The organism is Jeotgalibaca sp. A127, from assembly GCF_052266745.1.
Classification (GTDB): Bacteria; Bacillota; Bacilli; order Lactobacillales; family Aerococcaceae; genus Jeotgalibaca.
On record NZ_JBQPRC010000001.1, the window covers coordinates 348,374 to 364,044 of the forward strand.

General features: G+C 40.7%; 20 protein-coding genes. All 20 read right to left on the bottom strand.

Features of this window, described 5'->3' with window-relative positions:
* Window positions 1–10: 10 nt before the first annotated feature.
* The 20 genes from mraY to ACTVAI_RS01845 all read right to left on the bottom strand — a co-directional run bounded on the left by mraY (window position 11) and on the right by ACTVAI_RS01845 (window position 15,645).
* The gene (gene mraY, locus ACTVAI_RS01750) at window positions 11–976 is read right to left on the bottom strand and encodes a phospho-N-acetylmuramoyl-pentapeptide-transferase (RefSeq protein WP_443485742.1); all 966 of its coding nucleotides are present in this window, start codon (window positions 974–976) and stop codon (window positions 11–13) included.
* A gap of 56 nt (window positions 977–1,032) precedes the next feature.
* Window positions 1,033–3,183: a penicillin-binding protein gene (locus tag ACTVAI_RS01755; protein WP_443485743.1), complete on the bottom strand. Its 2,151-nt coding sequence runs from the start codon at window positions 3,181–3,183 to the stop codon at window positions 1,033–1,035.
* Window positions 3,180–3,563 (bottom strand): cell division protein FtsL, encoded by a 384-nt coding sequence (gene ftsL / locus ACTVAI_RS01760; protein ID WP_443473686.1) that lies wholly within the window; start codon window positions 3,561–3,563, stop codon window positions 3,180–3,182. Before ftsL ends, ACTVAI_RS01755 begins: the two co-directional genes overlap by 4 nt.
* Before the next feature lie 25 nt (window positions 3,564–3,588).
* Entirely contained in the window at window positions 3,589–4,548 is a 960-nt protein-coding gene (gene rsmH, locus ACTVAI_RS01765; RefSeq protein WP_443485744.1) for a 16S rRNA (cytosine(1402)-N(4))-methyltransferase RsmH, read from the bottom strand.
* Between the two features lie 10 nt (window positions 4,549–4,558).
* Window positions 4,559–4,990, bottom strand: coding sequence for a division/cell wall cluster transcriptional repressor MraZ (gene mraZ / locus ACTVAI_RS01770; protein ID WP_443473684.1), 432 nt, complete (start codon window positions 4,988–4,990; stop codon window positions 4,559–4,561).
* Between the two features lie 159 nt (window positions 4,991–5,149).
* Window positions 5,150–6,181 (bottom strand): glycosyltransferase, encoded by a 1,032-nt coding sequence (locus tag ACTVAI_RS01775; protein ID WP_443473683.1) that lies wholly within the window; start codon window positions 6,179–6,181, stop codon window positions 5,150–5,152.
* Window positions 6,182–6,200: 19 nt separating this feature from the next.
* Window positions 6,201–6,578 (bottom strand): DUF3397 family protein, encoded by a 378-nt coding sequence (locus tag ACTVAI_RS01780; RefSeq protein WP_443473682.1) that lies wholly within the window; start codon window positions 6,576–6,578, stop codon window positions 6,201–6,203.
* Between the two features lie 196 nt (window positions 6,579–6,774).
* The gene (rpmF, locus tag ACTVAI_RS01785; protein ID WP_443473681.1) at window positions 6,775–6,954 is read right to left on the bottom strand and encodes a 50S ribosomal protein L32; all 180 of its coding nucleotides are present in this window, start codon (window positions 6,952–6,954) and stop codon (window positions 6,775–6,777) included.
* A 48-nt stretch (window positions 6,955–7,002) separates the two neighbouring features.
* Window positions 7,003–7,560 carry a YceD family protein gene (locus ACTVAI_RS01790; protein ID WP_443473680.1) on the bottom strand — a complete coding sequence of 186 codons (558 nt, stop codon included), beginning with the start codon at window positions 7,558–7,560 and terminating at the stop codon, window positions 7,003–7,005.
* Window positions 7,561–7,655: 95 nt separating this feature from the next.
* Window positions 7,656–8,819 (bottom strand): nucleotidyltransferase, encoded by a 1,164-nt coding sequence (locus ACTVAI_RS01795; protein WP_443485745.1) that lies wholly within the window; start codon window positions 8,817–8,819, stop codon window positions 7,656–7,658.
* 22 nt (window positions 8,820–8,841) lie between these two features.
* Entirely contained in the window at window positions 8,842–9,576 is a 735-nt protein-coding gene (locus tag ACTVAI_RS01800) for a class I SAM-dependent DNA methyltransferase (protein WP_443473678.1), read from the bottom strand.
* The gene (gene rsfS, locus ACTVAI_RS01805; RefSeq protein ID WP_443473677.1) at window positions 9,573–9,932 is read right to left on the bottom strand and encodes a ribosome silencing factor; all 360 of its coding nucleotides are present in this window, start codon (window positions 9,930–9,932) and stop codon (window positions 9,573–9,575) included. The genes ACTVAI_RS01800 and rsfS overlap by 4 nt, the downstream gene beginning before the upstream one ends.
* Window positions 9,933–9,936: 4 nt before the next feature.
* Window positions 9,937–10,524, bottom strand: coding sequence for a bis(5'-nucleosyl)-tetraphosphatase (symmetrical) YqeK (gene yqeK / locus ACTVAI_RS01810; RefSeq protein WP_443473676.1), 588 nt, complete (start codon window positions 10,522–10,524; stop codon window positions 9,937–9,939).
* Window positions 10,517–11,095 carry a nicotinate-nucleotide adenylyltransferase gene (locus tag ACTVAI_RS01815; protein ID WP_443473675.1) on the bottom strand — a complete coding sequence of 193 codons (579 nt, stop codon included), beginning with the start codon at window positions 11,093–11,095 and terminating at the stop codon, window positions 10,517–10,519. The genes yqeK and ACTVAI_RS01815 overlap by 8 nt, the downstream gene beginning before the upstream one ends.
* A 91-nt stretch (window positions 11,096–11,186) precedes the next feature.
* Complete coding sequence (gene yhbY, locus ACTVAI_RS01820) at window positions 11,187–11,498, bottom strand: ribosome assembly RNA-binding protein YhbY (protein ID WP_443473674.1); 312 nt, start codon at window positions 11,496–11,498, stop codon at window positions 11,187–11,189.
* Between the two features lie 14 nt (window positions 11,499–11,512).
* The gene (gene yqeH / locus ACTVAI_RS01825; protein WP_443473673.1) at window positions 11,513–12,628 is read right to left on the bottom strand and encodes a ribosome biogenesis GTPase YqeH; all 1,116 of its coding nucleotides are present in this window, start codon (window positions 12,626–12,628) and stop codon (window positions 11,513–11,515) included.
* Window positions 12,621–13,148, bottom strand: coding sequence for a YqeG family HAD IIIA-type phosphatase (locus ACTVAI_RS01830; RefSeq protein ID WP_443473672.1), 528 nt, complete (start codon window positions 13,146–13,148; stop codon window positions 12,621–12,623). The genes yqeH and ACTVAI_RS01830 overlap by 8 nt, the downstream gene beginning before the upstream one ends.
* A 91-nt stretch (window positions 13,149–13,239) precedes the next feature.
* Window positions 13,240–14,115 carry a homoserine kinase gene (thrB, locus tag ACTVAI_RS01835; RefSeq protein WP_443485746.1) on the bottom strand — a complete coding sequence of 292 codons (876 nt, stop codon included), beginning with the start codon at window positions 14,113–14,115 and terminating at the stop codon, window positions 13,240–13,242.
* A gap of 13 nt (window positions 14,116–14,128) precedes the next feature.
* Window positions 14,129–15,346, bottom strand: coding sequence for a homoserine dehydrogenase (locus ACTVAI_RS01840; protein WP_443473670.1), 1,218 nt, complete (start codon window positions 15,344–15,346; stop codon window positions 14,129–14,131).
* A gap of 68 nt (window positions 15,347–15,414) precedes the next feature.
* Complete coding sequence (locus ACTVAI_RS01845) at window positions 15,415–15,645, bottom strand: YkuJ family protein (protein WP_443473669.1); 231 nt, start codon at window positions 15,643–15,645, stop codon at window positions 15,415–15,417.
* Window positions 15,646–15,671 lie beyond the last annotated feature (26 nt).

Genomic DNA, 15,671 nt, shown 5'->3' on the forward strand with positions numbered 1-15,671 from the left:
ATTTCCTCCATCAAACAACTGTCAACAGACCAATGATTGCTGCTACTAAACCGACCAGCCAGAAAGTGATGACTACGCGCCATTCACTCCAACCACTCATTTCAAAGTGATGATGAATCGGGCTCATCTTGAAAATTCGCTTACCTCTCAATTTAAATGAAGTGACTTGCAAAATCACACTGGCGGTTTCGATAACAAACACCAGACCGATAAGCAACAAACTCCATTCTTGTCGAAGGGCTAAAGCAACAACTGCTAAACTTGCTCCCAGAGCAAGCGAACCGACATCACCCATGAAAATTTTGGCTGGTTTCTTATTGAAGAAGAAAAAGCCAACCAATCCACCGATAATGACTAAACAAAATAACAAAACCTCAAGTTGATTTTGTAGATAAGCGATATAAGCATAAGCGCTGTAAGCAATCGTTGCGGTTCCAGCAACCAAACCATCTAGTCCATCTGTTAGGTTAACGGCATTGGAAAAGCCGGTAATCCAAATCATGGTGAAAATAGTAAATAACACCCAGTTTTGAACGTCTCCAATAAATGGTAATGTGATGACTGGGTCTGCGCCACTCAGGGAAAACAAGAGCACAAATATTGCTGAGCCAACTAACTGTGCCATAAATTTTTGCCTGGAAGTTAAACCCTCATTTTGTTTCTTGAATACTTTAATAAAATCATCCCAAAATCCAATTAATGCAAAGAATAAAAGGACGAACAGTAGCATCATTGTCGTGAAATTAAAGACATCTTTCCAAAGAGCCATCCCAATCAAGATAAGGGCAGCTGCTAATATAAAGATGACCCCACCCATGGTTGGCGTACCACTCTTGACTTCATGCCATAAAGGCCCCTCTTCACGTGTTGTTTGCCCAAATTGGCGCATTTTCAAATAGCCAATAAAGATAGGCATGATACTGATCGTCAACGCAAAACTAAATGCTAACGGTAAAAGCATTTCGGTCCATTGCATACCGATTCCTCCTCGTTTTTAATGTAATTATCCTAAGCATTATAGCTTATCGTTGTTTATTCTAAAATGATTTTAACCGAATCTTCAGGATTTAAAACTGATCCTTGATTTAAGAATTGATGGACGACATATCCTTCTCCCTCGAATTCAAATGTCACACCAGTCACTTCAGAGATTTTTAATACATCATCCTTCGACCAACCACGGATATCCGGCATCGTCATGGCACCTTCCGTCATCAAAATAATTCTTTGATTTAGAATTGAAGTGGTATCTTCGACTGGATATTGTTGGACAACACGACTCCCGTTCCCGATGACTGTGATGGCACTAAACCCATTAGCTTGAAGCTGCTCGACCGCTTCCGTTTTGTTCATATTTGTCACCATGGGAATTTCTATTTCTACTTTATCTTCACTTGTACTCTCACCGAGTTCTGCATAGGAAATCGCCCGGGTCATCAAAGGATTGAAGACATCCGATAAATAATCGACAAATAATTTTTGTTCATTATTTTTAGGCAATTTTAAAGTAACGTACAGAATATATTCGGGATCTTCAATCGGTGCAAAACCTACAGTCGAGTAAAGATATTCATAGGTGCCTGTATAATAGTGCCCAGAGTCAGGATTAACCAATTCAGCTGTACCGGTTTTCACACCAACTTTTGCGTTGTCGATTTGGTAAGCGGACGCTGTCCCATAATCCGCATAGACAACTTCAGTCAAATATTTCAAAACTGTATCGGCCGTTTCTTTTGATATCGGTGATGATACTTCTTCAGGTTCTGTTTTTTTAACTTCACCCGTTTTTGGGTCCACGATTTTATCAATGTAATGTAATTTCATCATTTTTCCATTGTTTGCAATTGCAGTAAAGGCTTGAACCAATTGGAAAGGTGTAATCGTTACGCCTTGTCCAAAAGAAGTATTGGCCTTCTCAAGCGGGTAATTATAGTTGTAACTTCCCACTGCTTCATTTGCTAAGCCAGAGTCAGTAGGCGTTGTAATCCCAAAAGCTTTCATGTAAGATTCCCAAACATCAAAACCCATCTGTTCGATTAGCTTTACAACCGCCACGTTACTTGACCTTGCAAATCCTTCCAGATAAGAAATTTCGCCCCAACCAATCTTGTTATAGTCTGAAATAATGCCGCCTTCAACTGCGATTGAACCGGACTGATAAGTCGCATTCGGATTAAATATGCCCTCTTCAACAGCTGCTGCCACGGTCAAAACCTTAAAAGTGGAGCCTGGTTCAAAGGTTTCTTCCACTAACAGATTTTGCCATTTAAGGTCAATTCCTTCCATGGTGGTAGCGTTAAAGGTAGGTCTTTGCGTTGCAGCCATAATAGCACCGGTTTTTGGATCAACCAGCATGGCAACCATTGATTCCGGTTCTGCTTCTTCATATACTTTTGTCATTAAGGATTCCAGATAAGTTTGTAGCCGACGATCTAAAGTTAGATAAATGTCTTTTCCATCTGTCGGTTCATCTACGACCATCTCTTCACCCGGTAATGCATACCCCAAGGAATCTTGTTGTTGAATAACTTCTCCGTCCACCCCTTTAAGGATTTCATTGTAAGCTTCTTCAACACCCATTTGTCCCGTCAAAACGGCTTCACCTTCTGTTTTAGCTTTTTCATCAATAGTGGCATAGCCTACTAGATGAGATGCAAAAACCCCATTCGGATAGAGACGCGACGGCGTTTCTTCAAAAACAATTCCTGGTAATTTTTCTTCTTCAATTTTCAGTTTGACCCCATAAGATAAATCTGAACCGGCCATACCAAATTCAACTTGGTCAACATTTGGTTGGCTAATGATTCGCAGGATTTCTTCCCGACTCATATCGATATGTTTCGCCAATGCTTCTGCTGTCTTTTCTTTATCAACAATGTGATTAGGTGTATCCTCATCTTCACTCCATTTGTCGGTCAAAACGCCGATTAACGAATAAGAAGTAGCATCTAGAGCAATCGGATTGCCACCAATATCATAGATGGCCCCTCTTTTTGCAGGTAGAATACTACTCCTGGTATACAAGTCATCGATCCGTTCACTTAAGTTTTCACCATTTACCGTTTTTGTCATCATGATAAATGTAAAACGAAAAACAAACAGGAGGAACACCAATCCAGTCAGAAGCATCATCACACGCGTCATGTTGCGTCTATTTTTTTGTGGATTGTTTTGGTTCTTCATCGTGTTACATTCCTCACATTAGCTTCATTCATTTCCAAACCCATTGATTCTGCAATTTCCATAATCCGATTGTAACGTGATAGTTCTTGGACTTCTTGACTTAAGTTGTCATTCTCCGTTGAAACGATCATGTTATGGTCCTGCAAGTCCTGTAGTTGTCTGCTTTGGTTTGAAATCGTTACCTGGGTAATCAAACTAGAAAAAACGAGAATAAGTGCTGTAAACAGGATTACCGCCAAGGTAGCGATTTCTTTGGCCAAAGGACGCGTTTTGATTTTCGGCTCAGAAACGGCTGGGGAATATGGTATCTGCTGGGGATGGGGGTTTTGAACCTCTATCGCTTGGTCAAACAAATCTTTAGCATATTCTGGAGTTGCCACAGACTACACTCCTTTCTGATTTCAATTATTTATCTGATTTATGTCGGCGTTCAATCACACGTAATTTGGAGCTTTGCGAACGTCTATTTTCGTCTAGTTCTTGGTCGCTTGGTAGAATAGGCTTCCGGTTAACCAATTTATAATCCGGTTCCATTTCCGATGGAAGGATCGGCAAGTTTGCGGGAATATCTTCTTTTGAAGACGCTTCTTTAAACATGGTCTTCACAATGCGGTCCTCTAAAGATTGGAAAGTAATGACACTAATTCGTCCACCAATGTTTAAGAGTTCCAGTGCATCTTCCAGCGAGTCTGATATTGCGTCAAGTTCATCGTTTACGGCGATACGTAAGGCCTGAAAAATTCGTTTTCCAGGATGCCCGCCTTTTCTTCTGGCAGGGGCTGGGATGCTATCACGGATGATATCAACTAATTCTCCTGTTGTTTCGATTGGCTTTTCAGCTCTCAATTTTTCTATGCGACGGGCAATTTGTTTCGAGAATTTTTCTTCGCCGTAGCGATAAAATATTTTCACTAATTGTTCATAGGGCCATTCGTTTACGACTGTATACGCTGTCAACGTTTGGTCTTGGTCCATCCGCATATCCAAAGCAGCATCAAAACGGTAACTAAAACCGCGTTCTGCTTCATCCAACTGTGGGGAAGAAACACCCAAGTCATATAAAATACCGTCCACACCAAAGACATTTCGGTCTGCGAGTTCTTCTTTAATATGACGGAAATTTGATTTTATAAGGGTTACTTGCCCTTTTTCAATATATGATTTTAATTCTTTTTCAGCATTTTCAATAGCTACACGGTCCTGGTCAAATGCATACAAATGACCTTCGGAACTTAATTTTTCAAGTATCTTACGGCTGTGACCAGCACCACCAAGGGTACAATCAACATATACCCCATCAGGTTTGATTGCTAAGCCCTCGATAGACTCATCCAACAGCACACTATAATGTTCAAATTCTGACATTCTTTTCCACCTACAATCCAAAGTCAATCATATTTTCAGCAATATCTTCAAATGTCTCTTCAGCCTCTTCAGCGAAAGCTTCCCATTTATCACTGCTCCAAATCTCAATGCGATCTGAAACACCGACAACGCGACATTCTTTTTCAATCTTTGCGTAATCTACTAAATTTTTAGGAATATTGATTCGCCCTTGTTTATCAATCTCCGCTTCTATTGCGGCAGAGTAGAAAAAACGTACAAAAGCGCGGGCATCTTTTTTAGCCAGAGGGAGGTTTTTCATTTTTTCTTCGAGTATTTCCCATTGCGCCATCGGGTAGCCAAACAAACAGCCGTCCAATCCCCTGGTCAGGATAAAACGTGCACCTAACTCTTCACGGAATTTAGCTGGCATGATGATACGGCCTTTAGCATCCATATTGTGCTTGTATTCACCCATTAGCATGAGAAATCACCCCAATCCTCCAACTTGTTTTTAGTCTACCACAATCCCCCACTTCTCACCACCAATTATCTAAAAATTAACAAAAAAAAGCAACTCTGAGTCAATAAAACTCGAAGTTGCTTTATAAAATGCATATCAGCGGTGTTTAAGAGTGGTTGCTTACGTGGTGGGGCCATTTCCCAATACTTCTTCATTTTGAGCGAGTACGTGGACATAAAGTGCTGCCAATTGTTTGCCAACATATGTGATATCACGTTTTTTTACCTCAGCAAAGCCTTGATCAACCAGTGTCGGAATTTCTTTATTGAAAAGTTTTTCAATAATTTTTTCAAATCCCTCAACATTCCGTGCTTTATAGACATGCTTTTGATCCTCGTATTCTTTATAAATAGGAATATCACGAAGCAAAACATTTTGTTTCATCGCTAGAGCTTCCAAGAGGACAATGCCTTCCGTCTCTTCATAAGTGGGGAACAGAAATAAATCAGAGCCGGCGTAAGCGTTACGCAACTCTTCGGCGGGAACATATCCAGCAAAAACCAGGTTAGGTAATTTCGTTTTTACGGCTTCTTGGATTTCTCGGGGAATTTCCATCATACTGGTATATCCAAACCAGATAAACTTAACTTGGGGTAAACGTTTTGCTAAAGCGACAAAATCTAAAATACCTTTTCTCTTGATATAATGCCCAACCGCCATTACCACTTTATCCTCTTCTGTATAGTGATACGTTTCCCGGAAAGTTTGTCTCATTTTAGGAGTTGTTTCATAATAACTCAGGTCAATACCATTGGAAATGGGATAAATAGGAGGCTTAACCCCGGACTGTTCCAATAAATCTTTTGAATACTGGGTTGGGGTCACAACAACATCACCTTGGTTATAACAGTGAACAATCCATTTTTCAAAATAAGGCGCTAACACATTTGAAAAGCGGAATGAATTCCGAAAATCCTGCTCCGTAGAGTGGGCATGATAGACGACTGGGATACCTTTTCTTTTCATTTTACGGGCGAATAATAAGGATTTTGGAAAATAAGTATTGATATGGACCAAGTCAAATTCATCCTTTGACTCGATCGTGTAGGGGATGCCGGCAGAATCGAGTGCTGTTTTTTGGTGCTCGATTGCCTTTCCAAGCCCTGAGTTTTCTATTAAACGCAACCCTTCAGAATACAACAGTACTTTCACTCTAACCCTCCTCCTAAAGTTAACCGCGCGCTAACTGTATCAAGCGTGCAATTACAATAATATAGTACATTACAAACCCAACCACAAAGGCTGCTTTCATAATGATTGAAAAAACTTTCCCTTTAGAGAATTGATATGCGGATTTTTCAAAATAAAGGGCCAGGACTAATCCTAACGAAAATATCGCAAACAAATAATAAGGGAGCAAACTGAACGCTAGCCAACGAACACTGAGAATATGAATACCAACCAAAAGAATGGGGATGAGGGTATCTGCCACCGACAACCTAAAATAATCCTTGTATTGGAGATACGGCCTGAAAAATAATTGAATAAGGACGATTTGTATAATCGGAAAAACGTATAAAAATATTTCGAATAAATCAAAATTGTTCACTCAACCACTTCCTCACATATTATATCTTACTTTCATTTTACAACGAATCAGCCCTAAATTGCATCTTCTAATGTCTAAACCTGTTAAACATGTCCGCTTATATTCATTTGGGAAGTGGAATATCGCAAATTATAAACACAAAAAAGCCGGCAGACGCAATGTCCCCCGGTCCATTTTTTAAAGATTAGAAAGCTGATTAAGCTTCTTTTGAAACAACTTCTTTGCCGTCATATTGACCGCATGAAGCACACACGTGATGGCTTTTTTTGAACTCACCACAATTTGGGCAAGCTGTCATGCCTGGTATTTCCAATTTGAAGTGCGTACGTCTTCTTGCTTTACGTGCTTTAGATGTTCTTCTTTTAGGTACTGCCATTTCCTTACACCTCCCTGTATTGTTTGCCGATTTATCGACATTCAAGCATCAATCTAAGTTTTCTTCGTCTTTCAGAAGAGCTTTCAGGCCCGCTAAACGTGGGTCGATTGTTTCTTCTTTTTCCTTCGCCCTTTGTTGCTCGAGGTCGTCTTCCGTCACAACACTCCAATTACTGCCTTGTGGCATGTGGCTTGATTGGCGCTCTTCTTCACTCAAAACTTGAGTTGGAATATTGAGCAAGATATTATCTTCGATAGCTGGCACTAAGTCCACCATACCGTCCTCAATTGGAATAATGACATCTTCCGGATCATTCGATCCTTCAAAATTCATTTCATCTTCCACATACGTTTCAAAAATTGGAACATTGAACGTTACTTCCACAGGTTCCAAAGAACGAGACGAAGGTAGGGTGATCGTGTAATCGATCTGGAAATTGGCAAGTACGGAACGATTTTCATACAATAGAAAACCAGTTGCTTTAATATCTGAGACTGCCAGGATTTCTTTATCCCTCTCCATCAATGCTGCTTCCCGGTTTACTATTTCAGTGAAATATACCGGTTCACCACGATGTTCTTGGATTTCTTTTAAGGTCCACTTCATTTCCTTCACCCCTAAAATAACAAATTGAATTATACTAGTGAAAAAATTGTTTGTCAATGTATTTTCCTTTACAACCTTATGAAAAGTTTGACAGGTTAAAGAATAATAATTGGCGAACGCCTGAAATTCTGCTCTTTGTCACCTTTTAAGGCATAGACAGCATCACTACGAATTTCCACGACTAATTTTTCAGCTGTTTTTTTATTAATATTTGTAATAAAAGTAAACGTTTCTTGATTTTTTATTTGATTCAAATAACGTTTTCCGATTTCATTAAAACCCAATATCCTTACGGGCGGAATTTCACTAAAATAGTGTTCAACTTCTGCTCGCGTCACACCAAGCAAAATATAAAGACACAGCCTTTGTAACCTTACCCACGTCCAGCGTTTATTTTTAACCATATGCATAAATTCAGCAAAAGACGCAGCTTCCGAAATGAATTTTTTCAAACGGAACTCAATTCCCTCTTCCATTTGATAAATATTCCGCAGCTGATTTGTATCCTGGATAAGGAGCTGGTATTTCAAATACGGCCAGAAATCTTCCCAACTAATAGCTTTTCCCTTCCGCAACAAATGACTGTCAGGAACCCATAAATCCAGGTTACCATAATCATTTTTCAGGAGCAATGAACGGATATGGGTGCCACTTGCTTGTTTGGATTCATCTCCATCCCGATCATTATGCCCTGCCCCCATTCGCTGAATCACAAAGGGCTGCATCGGTTGCTTGTATAGAATATTTTCTTGCAAGTAAGCAAGCGCCAACTGATTATTCGGTTCAGATAAATGAATGTTTACCTTCCCAACCGCTGCTTCAATAGCATCACTCATTTGGGCTGCATAGGTCCGGCCATCATTGCGTAAATCTCGGAATTTTTCATTGATTTGACTTTGTTGTTCAACCAATTGCTTCGCTAACGCATCAAATTCATCCGAGGAACCATTTTCCGCCCCGAACGATATAAAGTTGCATCCTACTTGCTGAAGCAACCGTACGCCCGCTTTGGCAAAGAAATCCGTGGCCTGCACGCTACCGAGGATGGATTGTTCCAAAACAAGATCCGCACCATTTTCCAGCGCCGTTCTAGCACGTTGCCATTTATCGAAAATAGCCGGTTCGCCGCGTTGTGTAAAATTGCCACTCATCGCTACAACCATCACCTCTGCTCCCGAATTTTTCCGGGCAGCTTCTAATTGGAAACGATGGCCGTTATGAAAAGGGTTATACTCTGCAATAACGCCACAACTTTTCATCGCTTCCTCCTTCGTTAATGGTTTATTTTTGACAAGCAAAGAACCAACGTGGACTCGTTTCTGTAACAGCTTCGCGACCAAAGTCAGCTGTTATCTCCACTTTTTTAAAACCGGCTTTTTCAAGTAATTTTTTATAAATTTTTATTTCGAAAACACGTTCTTCATGCAATTCCTGCAACCTTTTGAAAGAGCCGTCCTCGTTCTCAACAAAAAATGTCAGGAGATGTTCAACGGAATGCGCTGTTTCCCCTTCAAAGCTCTCCCAAAGGAAAACGTCCTTTTCATCCTGATAAATATATTGATAACCAGGAAAAACGTGGTCCACCTGGAATAATGAATGAACATCAAACAAGAACAAGCCGTCCTTATTCAAATTCGCATAAACACCCTCAAAAACAGCTTCTAAGTCACTTTCTTCGCTAAGATAACATAAGGAGTCAGAAAAACACGTGCAGACATCGTACTGTCCAATATCAGCCAATTCGCGCATATCTCCCTGTAAAAGTTCAAAAGCAACACCCTCAGTTGTCATCCGTTCTTGCGCCAAGACCAACATATCTTCTGAAAGGTCGAACCCCGTTACATGGTGTCCGGCTTTGGCTAGCTGAACGGCTACTTGACCTGTTCCGCAAGCGAGTTCCAGAATATCCAGTCCTGTCGCATTTGGGCGGTATTTTTCGATATATGCCATCCAATCATCATAAACAGATTGATCCATCACCTTATCATAAAAATAGGAGAAGATTTGGTAACTCATTGTTCATTAGTCCATTCAGAAATATCCACTAATGGTGCGTCACTCCATAGTTTCTCCAAATTATAGTAGGAGCGTTCATCAGAACTGAAAACATGGACTATAACATCATTCAAATCGATCAACGTCCACGCACCTGAATCTTTTCCTTCCTGATTTTTTACTTCGATATTGTTTTTGTGAACGGATTGCACAATGCCATCAACAATTGCGCCCATTTGACGCTCGTTGCGACCATTCATCACGACAAAATAGTCCCCTAAGGAAGTCAGACCCCGTACGTCCATAACTACGATATTTTCAGCCAATTTGTCATCGGCTGCTTTAACGACAACTTCTAAAATTTGTTCACTATTCAAATTATTAACCCTCCATTTTTTGCACCCACTGATTATATACCGTCAAGGTTCCCGGGTAAATTAATTTCTCCTGGTTCACTAGATGAATCAATGTTTGCTTAATTTTATATAATGCTGCTGCATCAAGATTGGTTTCGGCCAGCTCCCGTGCCCGTTCTACGCCCGGGAATGTACGGCCCTCTTCGATGTAATCCGCGATAAACAAGACTTTCCCAACCAGGCTCATCTCAACGCCACCAATAGTGTGTTGATAAATAGCTTCCAGTACTTCAGGATTTTTAATCCCGAAAGTTTCCTTGGCAAAATATGCCCCAGCTGGTCCATGCCAGATCTCACTGCCAAATGCCAACATTTCCTCATCAATCTTGGCATTTTTTTTAATCTCTTCTATTTCCTCACGCTGCATATCCTTGGCGTAATCATGCAATAAAGCTGCTAATTGGCAGGCTTCTACATCAGCCCCGTATTGTTCTGCCAGCGCAATGGCCTTTTCTTCCACACGCAGAATATGCGCATAACGAGATTTTTTTACACGCTTAAAGACTGCCTCCAGAAGCGCCTCACGTTCCCAATTCGTATAACGGTTAGTCAAGGTACAGCCCCTCTTCCATAATGTATTGCTCGACCTCTTCAGGAACGACATAACGAATGGATTGCCCGTTTTTAACCATTTTACGAATTTCCGTTGAACTGATGGCAACTTCCGGGGAATCTACCCAAATAATCGGGTAAGCGCTCGTCTTAGGATAACCTGGTCTAGCCACGCCAACAAAGTTGACCATGGTGACCAATTCATCGATTCGATACCACTTAGGCAAGTATTCAACCATATCTCCACCGATGATGAAATAATAGTCGGTATCAGGGTTTTTAGCCGTCAGTTCTTTCATCGTTTCAAAAGTATAGCTTTTTCCGCCTCGCTTTAATTCGATGTCCTCCAGTTCAAACAAGGCGTTTCCGGAAATACTGCGCCTTACCATTTCAGCCCGGTGTTTCCCGGCGATGAATGGCTTACGATCGACATGCGGTGGCTCGGCATCGGGCATAAAACAGACTTTATCAAGCCCGAGTTGCTTCCCAGCTTGTTCAGCCATGATAAGATGACCAAGATGAGGCGGATTAAACGTCCCTCCCAAAATGCCGACACGTCTCCGTTCAGGCATTATCTCAAGCGGTTCGGTCTCGGCGAGTACAAAGAAATCAAGCTTATCGACCACGTTTAATAGATTGACCATGCCATTCACCTTTCTGATGTTAGATCTTTTTAACTTTTACAGAAATATTTTGATATTTCTCTTTAGTAGATTCACGGAAGAAAATGATTGTTTTACCGATTTGTTGTACGACAGTCGCATCAATTCGTTCCGCAACCTCAGAAGCGACGTCAGAAGCAACTTCATCTGTATTTTGCAATAGGTTAATCTTGATTAATTCACGTTTTTCCAAAGCTTCATCAATCAAACGAATGATTTCATCGGACAAACCTGCTTTTCCGATTTGGATAATAGGTTGTAGATGATGCGCTTCTTTCTTTAAAAATTGTTTTTGCTTTCCTCTTAATTCCATAATTTTCCTCAATTCTATATAATTGGTTCGCGGATAACCGCGTCAACGCCTTCCGGTACCCAAACGGCTATTTTTCCTGGTTGATGGACTGAAATCCATCCTAATCCTGAGTAGACGATATCAGATGGTTCTTTAATGAAAAATTCACGTCTAACCAATTTAGGGAAATCATCAAGATCCGCTTCACTTGGTGGCTGCAGTAAGCCACCTTTATGCTTAGCGTAGAATTCATCCGCTTTTTCCAATTTGGTACGATGGATTTTCAAATCATTTGAAAAATAGCTGGTGAATGAAGCCCGCTCTCCGGAAATATAATCAAAACGTGCAATAGCTCCCAAGAATAAAGTTTGTCCTGGATTTAATTGATAATTCATAGGTTTCAATTCTTTTTGAGGAGACACAAGATGTAAATCCTTTTCAGATAATACATGGGCCATTTGATGACGGTGAATAATCCCCGGCGTATCAATTAAACTCGTGCCATCATCCAATGGAATACGAATTTGATCTAAAGTAGTCCCTGGGAATCTGGATGTCGTAATAACATCTTCATTATTTCCAGTGGCCGCTTTAATGATTTGGTTCATAATCGTCGATTTACCAACGTTTGTAACGCCAACAACGTAAACGTTGCGTCCTTCGCGCAAATCCTCAATCATTTTCAGCAAGTCATCAATATAAGTTGCCTTTTTACCACTCACCAACATGACATCAACAGGTCTCAAACCAGCGGCATGTGCTTGTTTCATCATCCAATGTTTAACACGTGAATGTTTGACCGATTTTGGCAAAACATCCACTTTGTTCCCTACCAATAAAATAGGGTTTTTACCAACAAAACGATGCAAACCAGGAATCATACTGCCGTACATATCAAAAATATCAACAACTTTAACTACCAACGCATCTTCATCACCGATACTATTTAGCATCGCGAGGAATTCATCGTCTGTTGCTTCAACTTTTTCAAGTTGATTATAGTGACGGAGACGGAAACAACGTTGGCATAATATTTGACCTGTTTCCAAACCTTTTGCGAGCGCACTTTTAGGAGTGTATCCTCGTTCATCAGAGTTTTCGGTTTGGATTTTGGCTCCACAGCCAATACAAAATAATTCTTCTTCAGTCAAGTTCGTTCCTCCATTTCATATCAGGGTCTTTATGTAACAAATGCCGCATAATAAACCGTTCGAAAAATCTGTTAATACTGGTATTCCATGCATCCGATTCAATGATTGGTCGAACCAGAATGCTGCGGACCCCTGCGCGGTTGGCACCTTGAATATCCGTGATTAACTGATCACCAACCATAACGCAGTTTTCCAAGGGGAAATTAACTTTCTTGGCAGCTCTCCTATACCCAATTTTTGAAGGTTTAAATGCCCGGGCGATATAATATAAGCCCAAATGATCTGCTATTACCTTAATTCTCTTGTCTTTGTTATTTGAGACAATCACAACTGGAATTCCGCTTGCTTTTACTTCCTCAATCCAGGCAAGCAACTCAGGCGTCCCATTCGGATTATTCCAGGCAACCAAGGTGTTATCCAAATCTGCAAATACAGCTTTAATTTGGTGTTTCTTTAGTTTTTCTGGTGAAATTTGATAGATACTTTCCACCATCCATGTTGGTTTAAAATTTTCTAGCATATACTCTCCTCTGTCATTTCACATCAAGCATTTTATTTTACCTTTATTATAGAAGAATAGCAAAGAAATACAAGGAGAGTGAACGAAACGTTTACTCTCCTTGTACGATGCGAACGCCTTCTTTATCCACTGTCGTTTGTTGTACGAGGCAGTCAGGCAATTCATTTTTCACACGTTTTACAAATGCTTCCGTGTATTCTGGAGCAACAACCGTCAAAACCGTTGTGCCTGCACCACTCAAGTACGTGCCAAAAGCTTTTTCTTCATGACCTATTTTTCTGATATGCTCTACTTCCGAAATTAAGGTACTACGGTATGGTTCATGGAACATATCATGCTCCATCAGTTTCCCTGCCATAGCCAAATCCCCTTGTTGGAGGGAAGCCAATAAAATATTGGCAATACTGCTCGCTTGAACAGCATCCCCGAACGCTAAGTTATTCGGTAGGACCGATCTGCTTTCAGTGGTCTTTAGCTCGCGATTTGGAATGGTTGTGACCATTACCGCTTCTGGAAATGAAATTTGTTTCCAATAAACATGTTTTTCAATAATCGCTCCCACAACAAAGTCCCCCACGATAGCAGGCATGACATTGTCAGGATGTCCTTCGATTCTAGAAGCAATCTGAATTTTTTCGTCTGCTGACATATTCAGGCCATCAAGATGGTTAGCCAATTCGATCCCTGCTACAATGGCAGCTGAACTACTCCCTAATCCACGAGCTGAGGGGATTTCCGAAGTCATTTTTAATTTATGCGGTTGTAAATCCGGTGCGATTTCCAATGCAGTCTGGATAATGAGATTCGTAACATCTGTTGGAATATCACCTTCCAATTCATGAGCGATGTGCCATTCATCAGCAGGCTCCAGTATCTCAAGTTCCAAATATAAAGAGACAGCTACTCCAAACGAATCAAACCCAGGGCCCAGATTAGCAGATGTTGCCGGTACAAGAATACGTGTCATAATATCATCCTCTTTATAACTTTCTAAAAATAGCTTCTATTTCATCTAAATCCTGTAAATCTGTTAATTGGCTTTCGGAGATGCCAAATAACATAAGATAATGTTTACCGTGAGGTTTAAATGAAAGATGCGCAGATTGCAAAGCAGCAAGCAAGCTTTCATTATTTTTTACCCTTAGTAAAGCATCCAAAAATAACGTTTCCGGTTTGTGCCATTCGTGATTTTCAGAAATTAGGGGCATAAACTTCCCTGTCTGATGGCCACTTATATGATCGCTCACGGTTAAAATATCGGAGACGACACTATTGGCTGTGGGTAAACTTCCAGCACCAGGTCCGTAAAGCATGGTTTCTCCAATAGCTTCACCTTTTACAAAGACACCATTATACTCATTTTTAACCATTGCCAAAGGATGCGAAGTGGGAATCAAATGCATACCCACCCGTGCCTGGAAGTCGTTGTTCATTCTCTTCGCGGTTCCTATCAATTTGAGGGTATAGCCAAGTGCCTCTGCCGCTGCAAAATCCTCCAGGGTAGCATGCGTGATACCTTCGATGGGAAAATCGCTCATGGCTAAACGGTACCCGAACGCCAATTTAACCAAAATAATCAACTTGCGGGCTGCATCCAGCCCCTCTACATCGCCTGTCGGGTCTGCTTCCGCAAATCCGCGTTCTTGAGCTAATGCCAGCGCTTCTTGGTAACTTTCTTTTTCGTCATTCATGCGGCTGATAATAAAATTTGTCGTGCCATTAATGATGCCACTGATTTCTTGGATATTATCAGCAATGTAGCTGTCTGTTAAGGTCCGGATAATGGGAATTCCACCAGCAACACTGGCTTCAAATAATAAATCTTTTCCATTTTCTTTCGCAATTCGAGTCAACTCATCACCATATAGTGCCAAGGCGTCTTTATTGGCCGTCACCACATTCTTGCCGGCCTCAAGCGATTGAATAATATACTCCCGTGCGGTTTCTGCACTTCCCATAACTTCTACAACAATTTCGATACTGTTGTCTGCCAGAATTTCGGAAAATTCTGTGGTAATGGGTAACCCTTTTTCGATTTCTGATTGATATTTGGATATATTTCCCACTAAAATTTTACTGACTTCAAAACATACATGTTTTTTTTGCGCAATTTTTGTTTTGTTTTCAGTCAGCATGTGATAGACACCACTTCCCACTGTTCCAAAACCTAATAAGCCTATCTTTATCGTCGGTACCATGTGCATCCCCCTCCACTTTTGTATATTAAAAGGAGCGGAACCTTCGTTCCACCCCTCTTTCCAATAGTTTAGTCTTGCAACAATTCGAAAATTTCAATTGCGACTAAATCTAAATCATCAAATTGATACGTTTGATCACTTGCATGCTCTTCTAGTTCAAACATTTGGGATTCACGGTTATATTTTACAACGCAGCGCTCGTTGCCGTCTTTCTCAAAGCGACGAACTTCAATTTCTCCGTCGTCTTCCATCATCACTTCTAGTCGTCGGATGATTGCTGATAATTGTGAAGGTTTCATAATTTTTCCCCTTTCCAGACTGACTT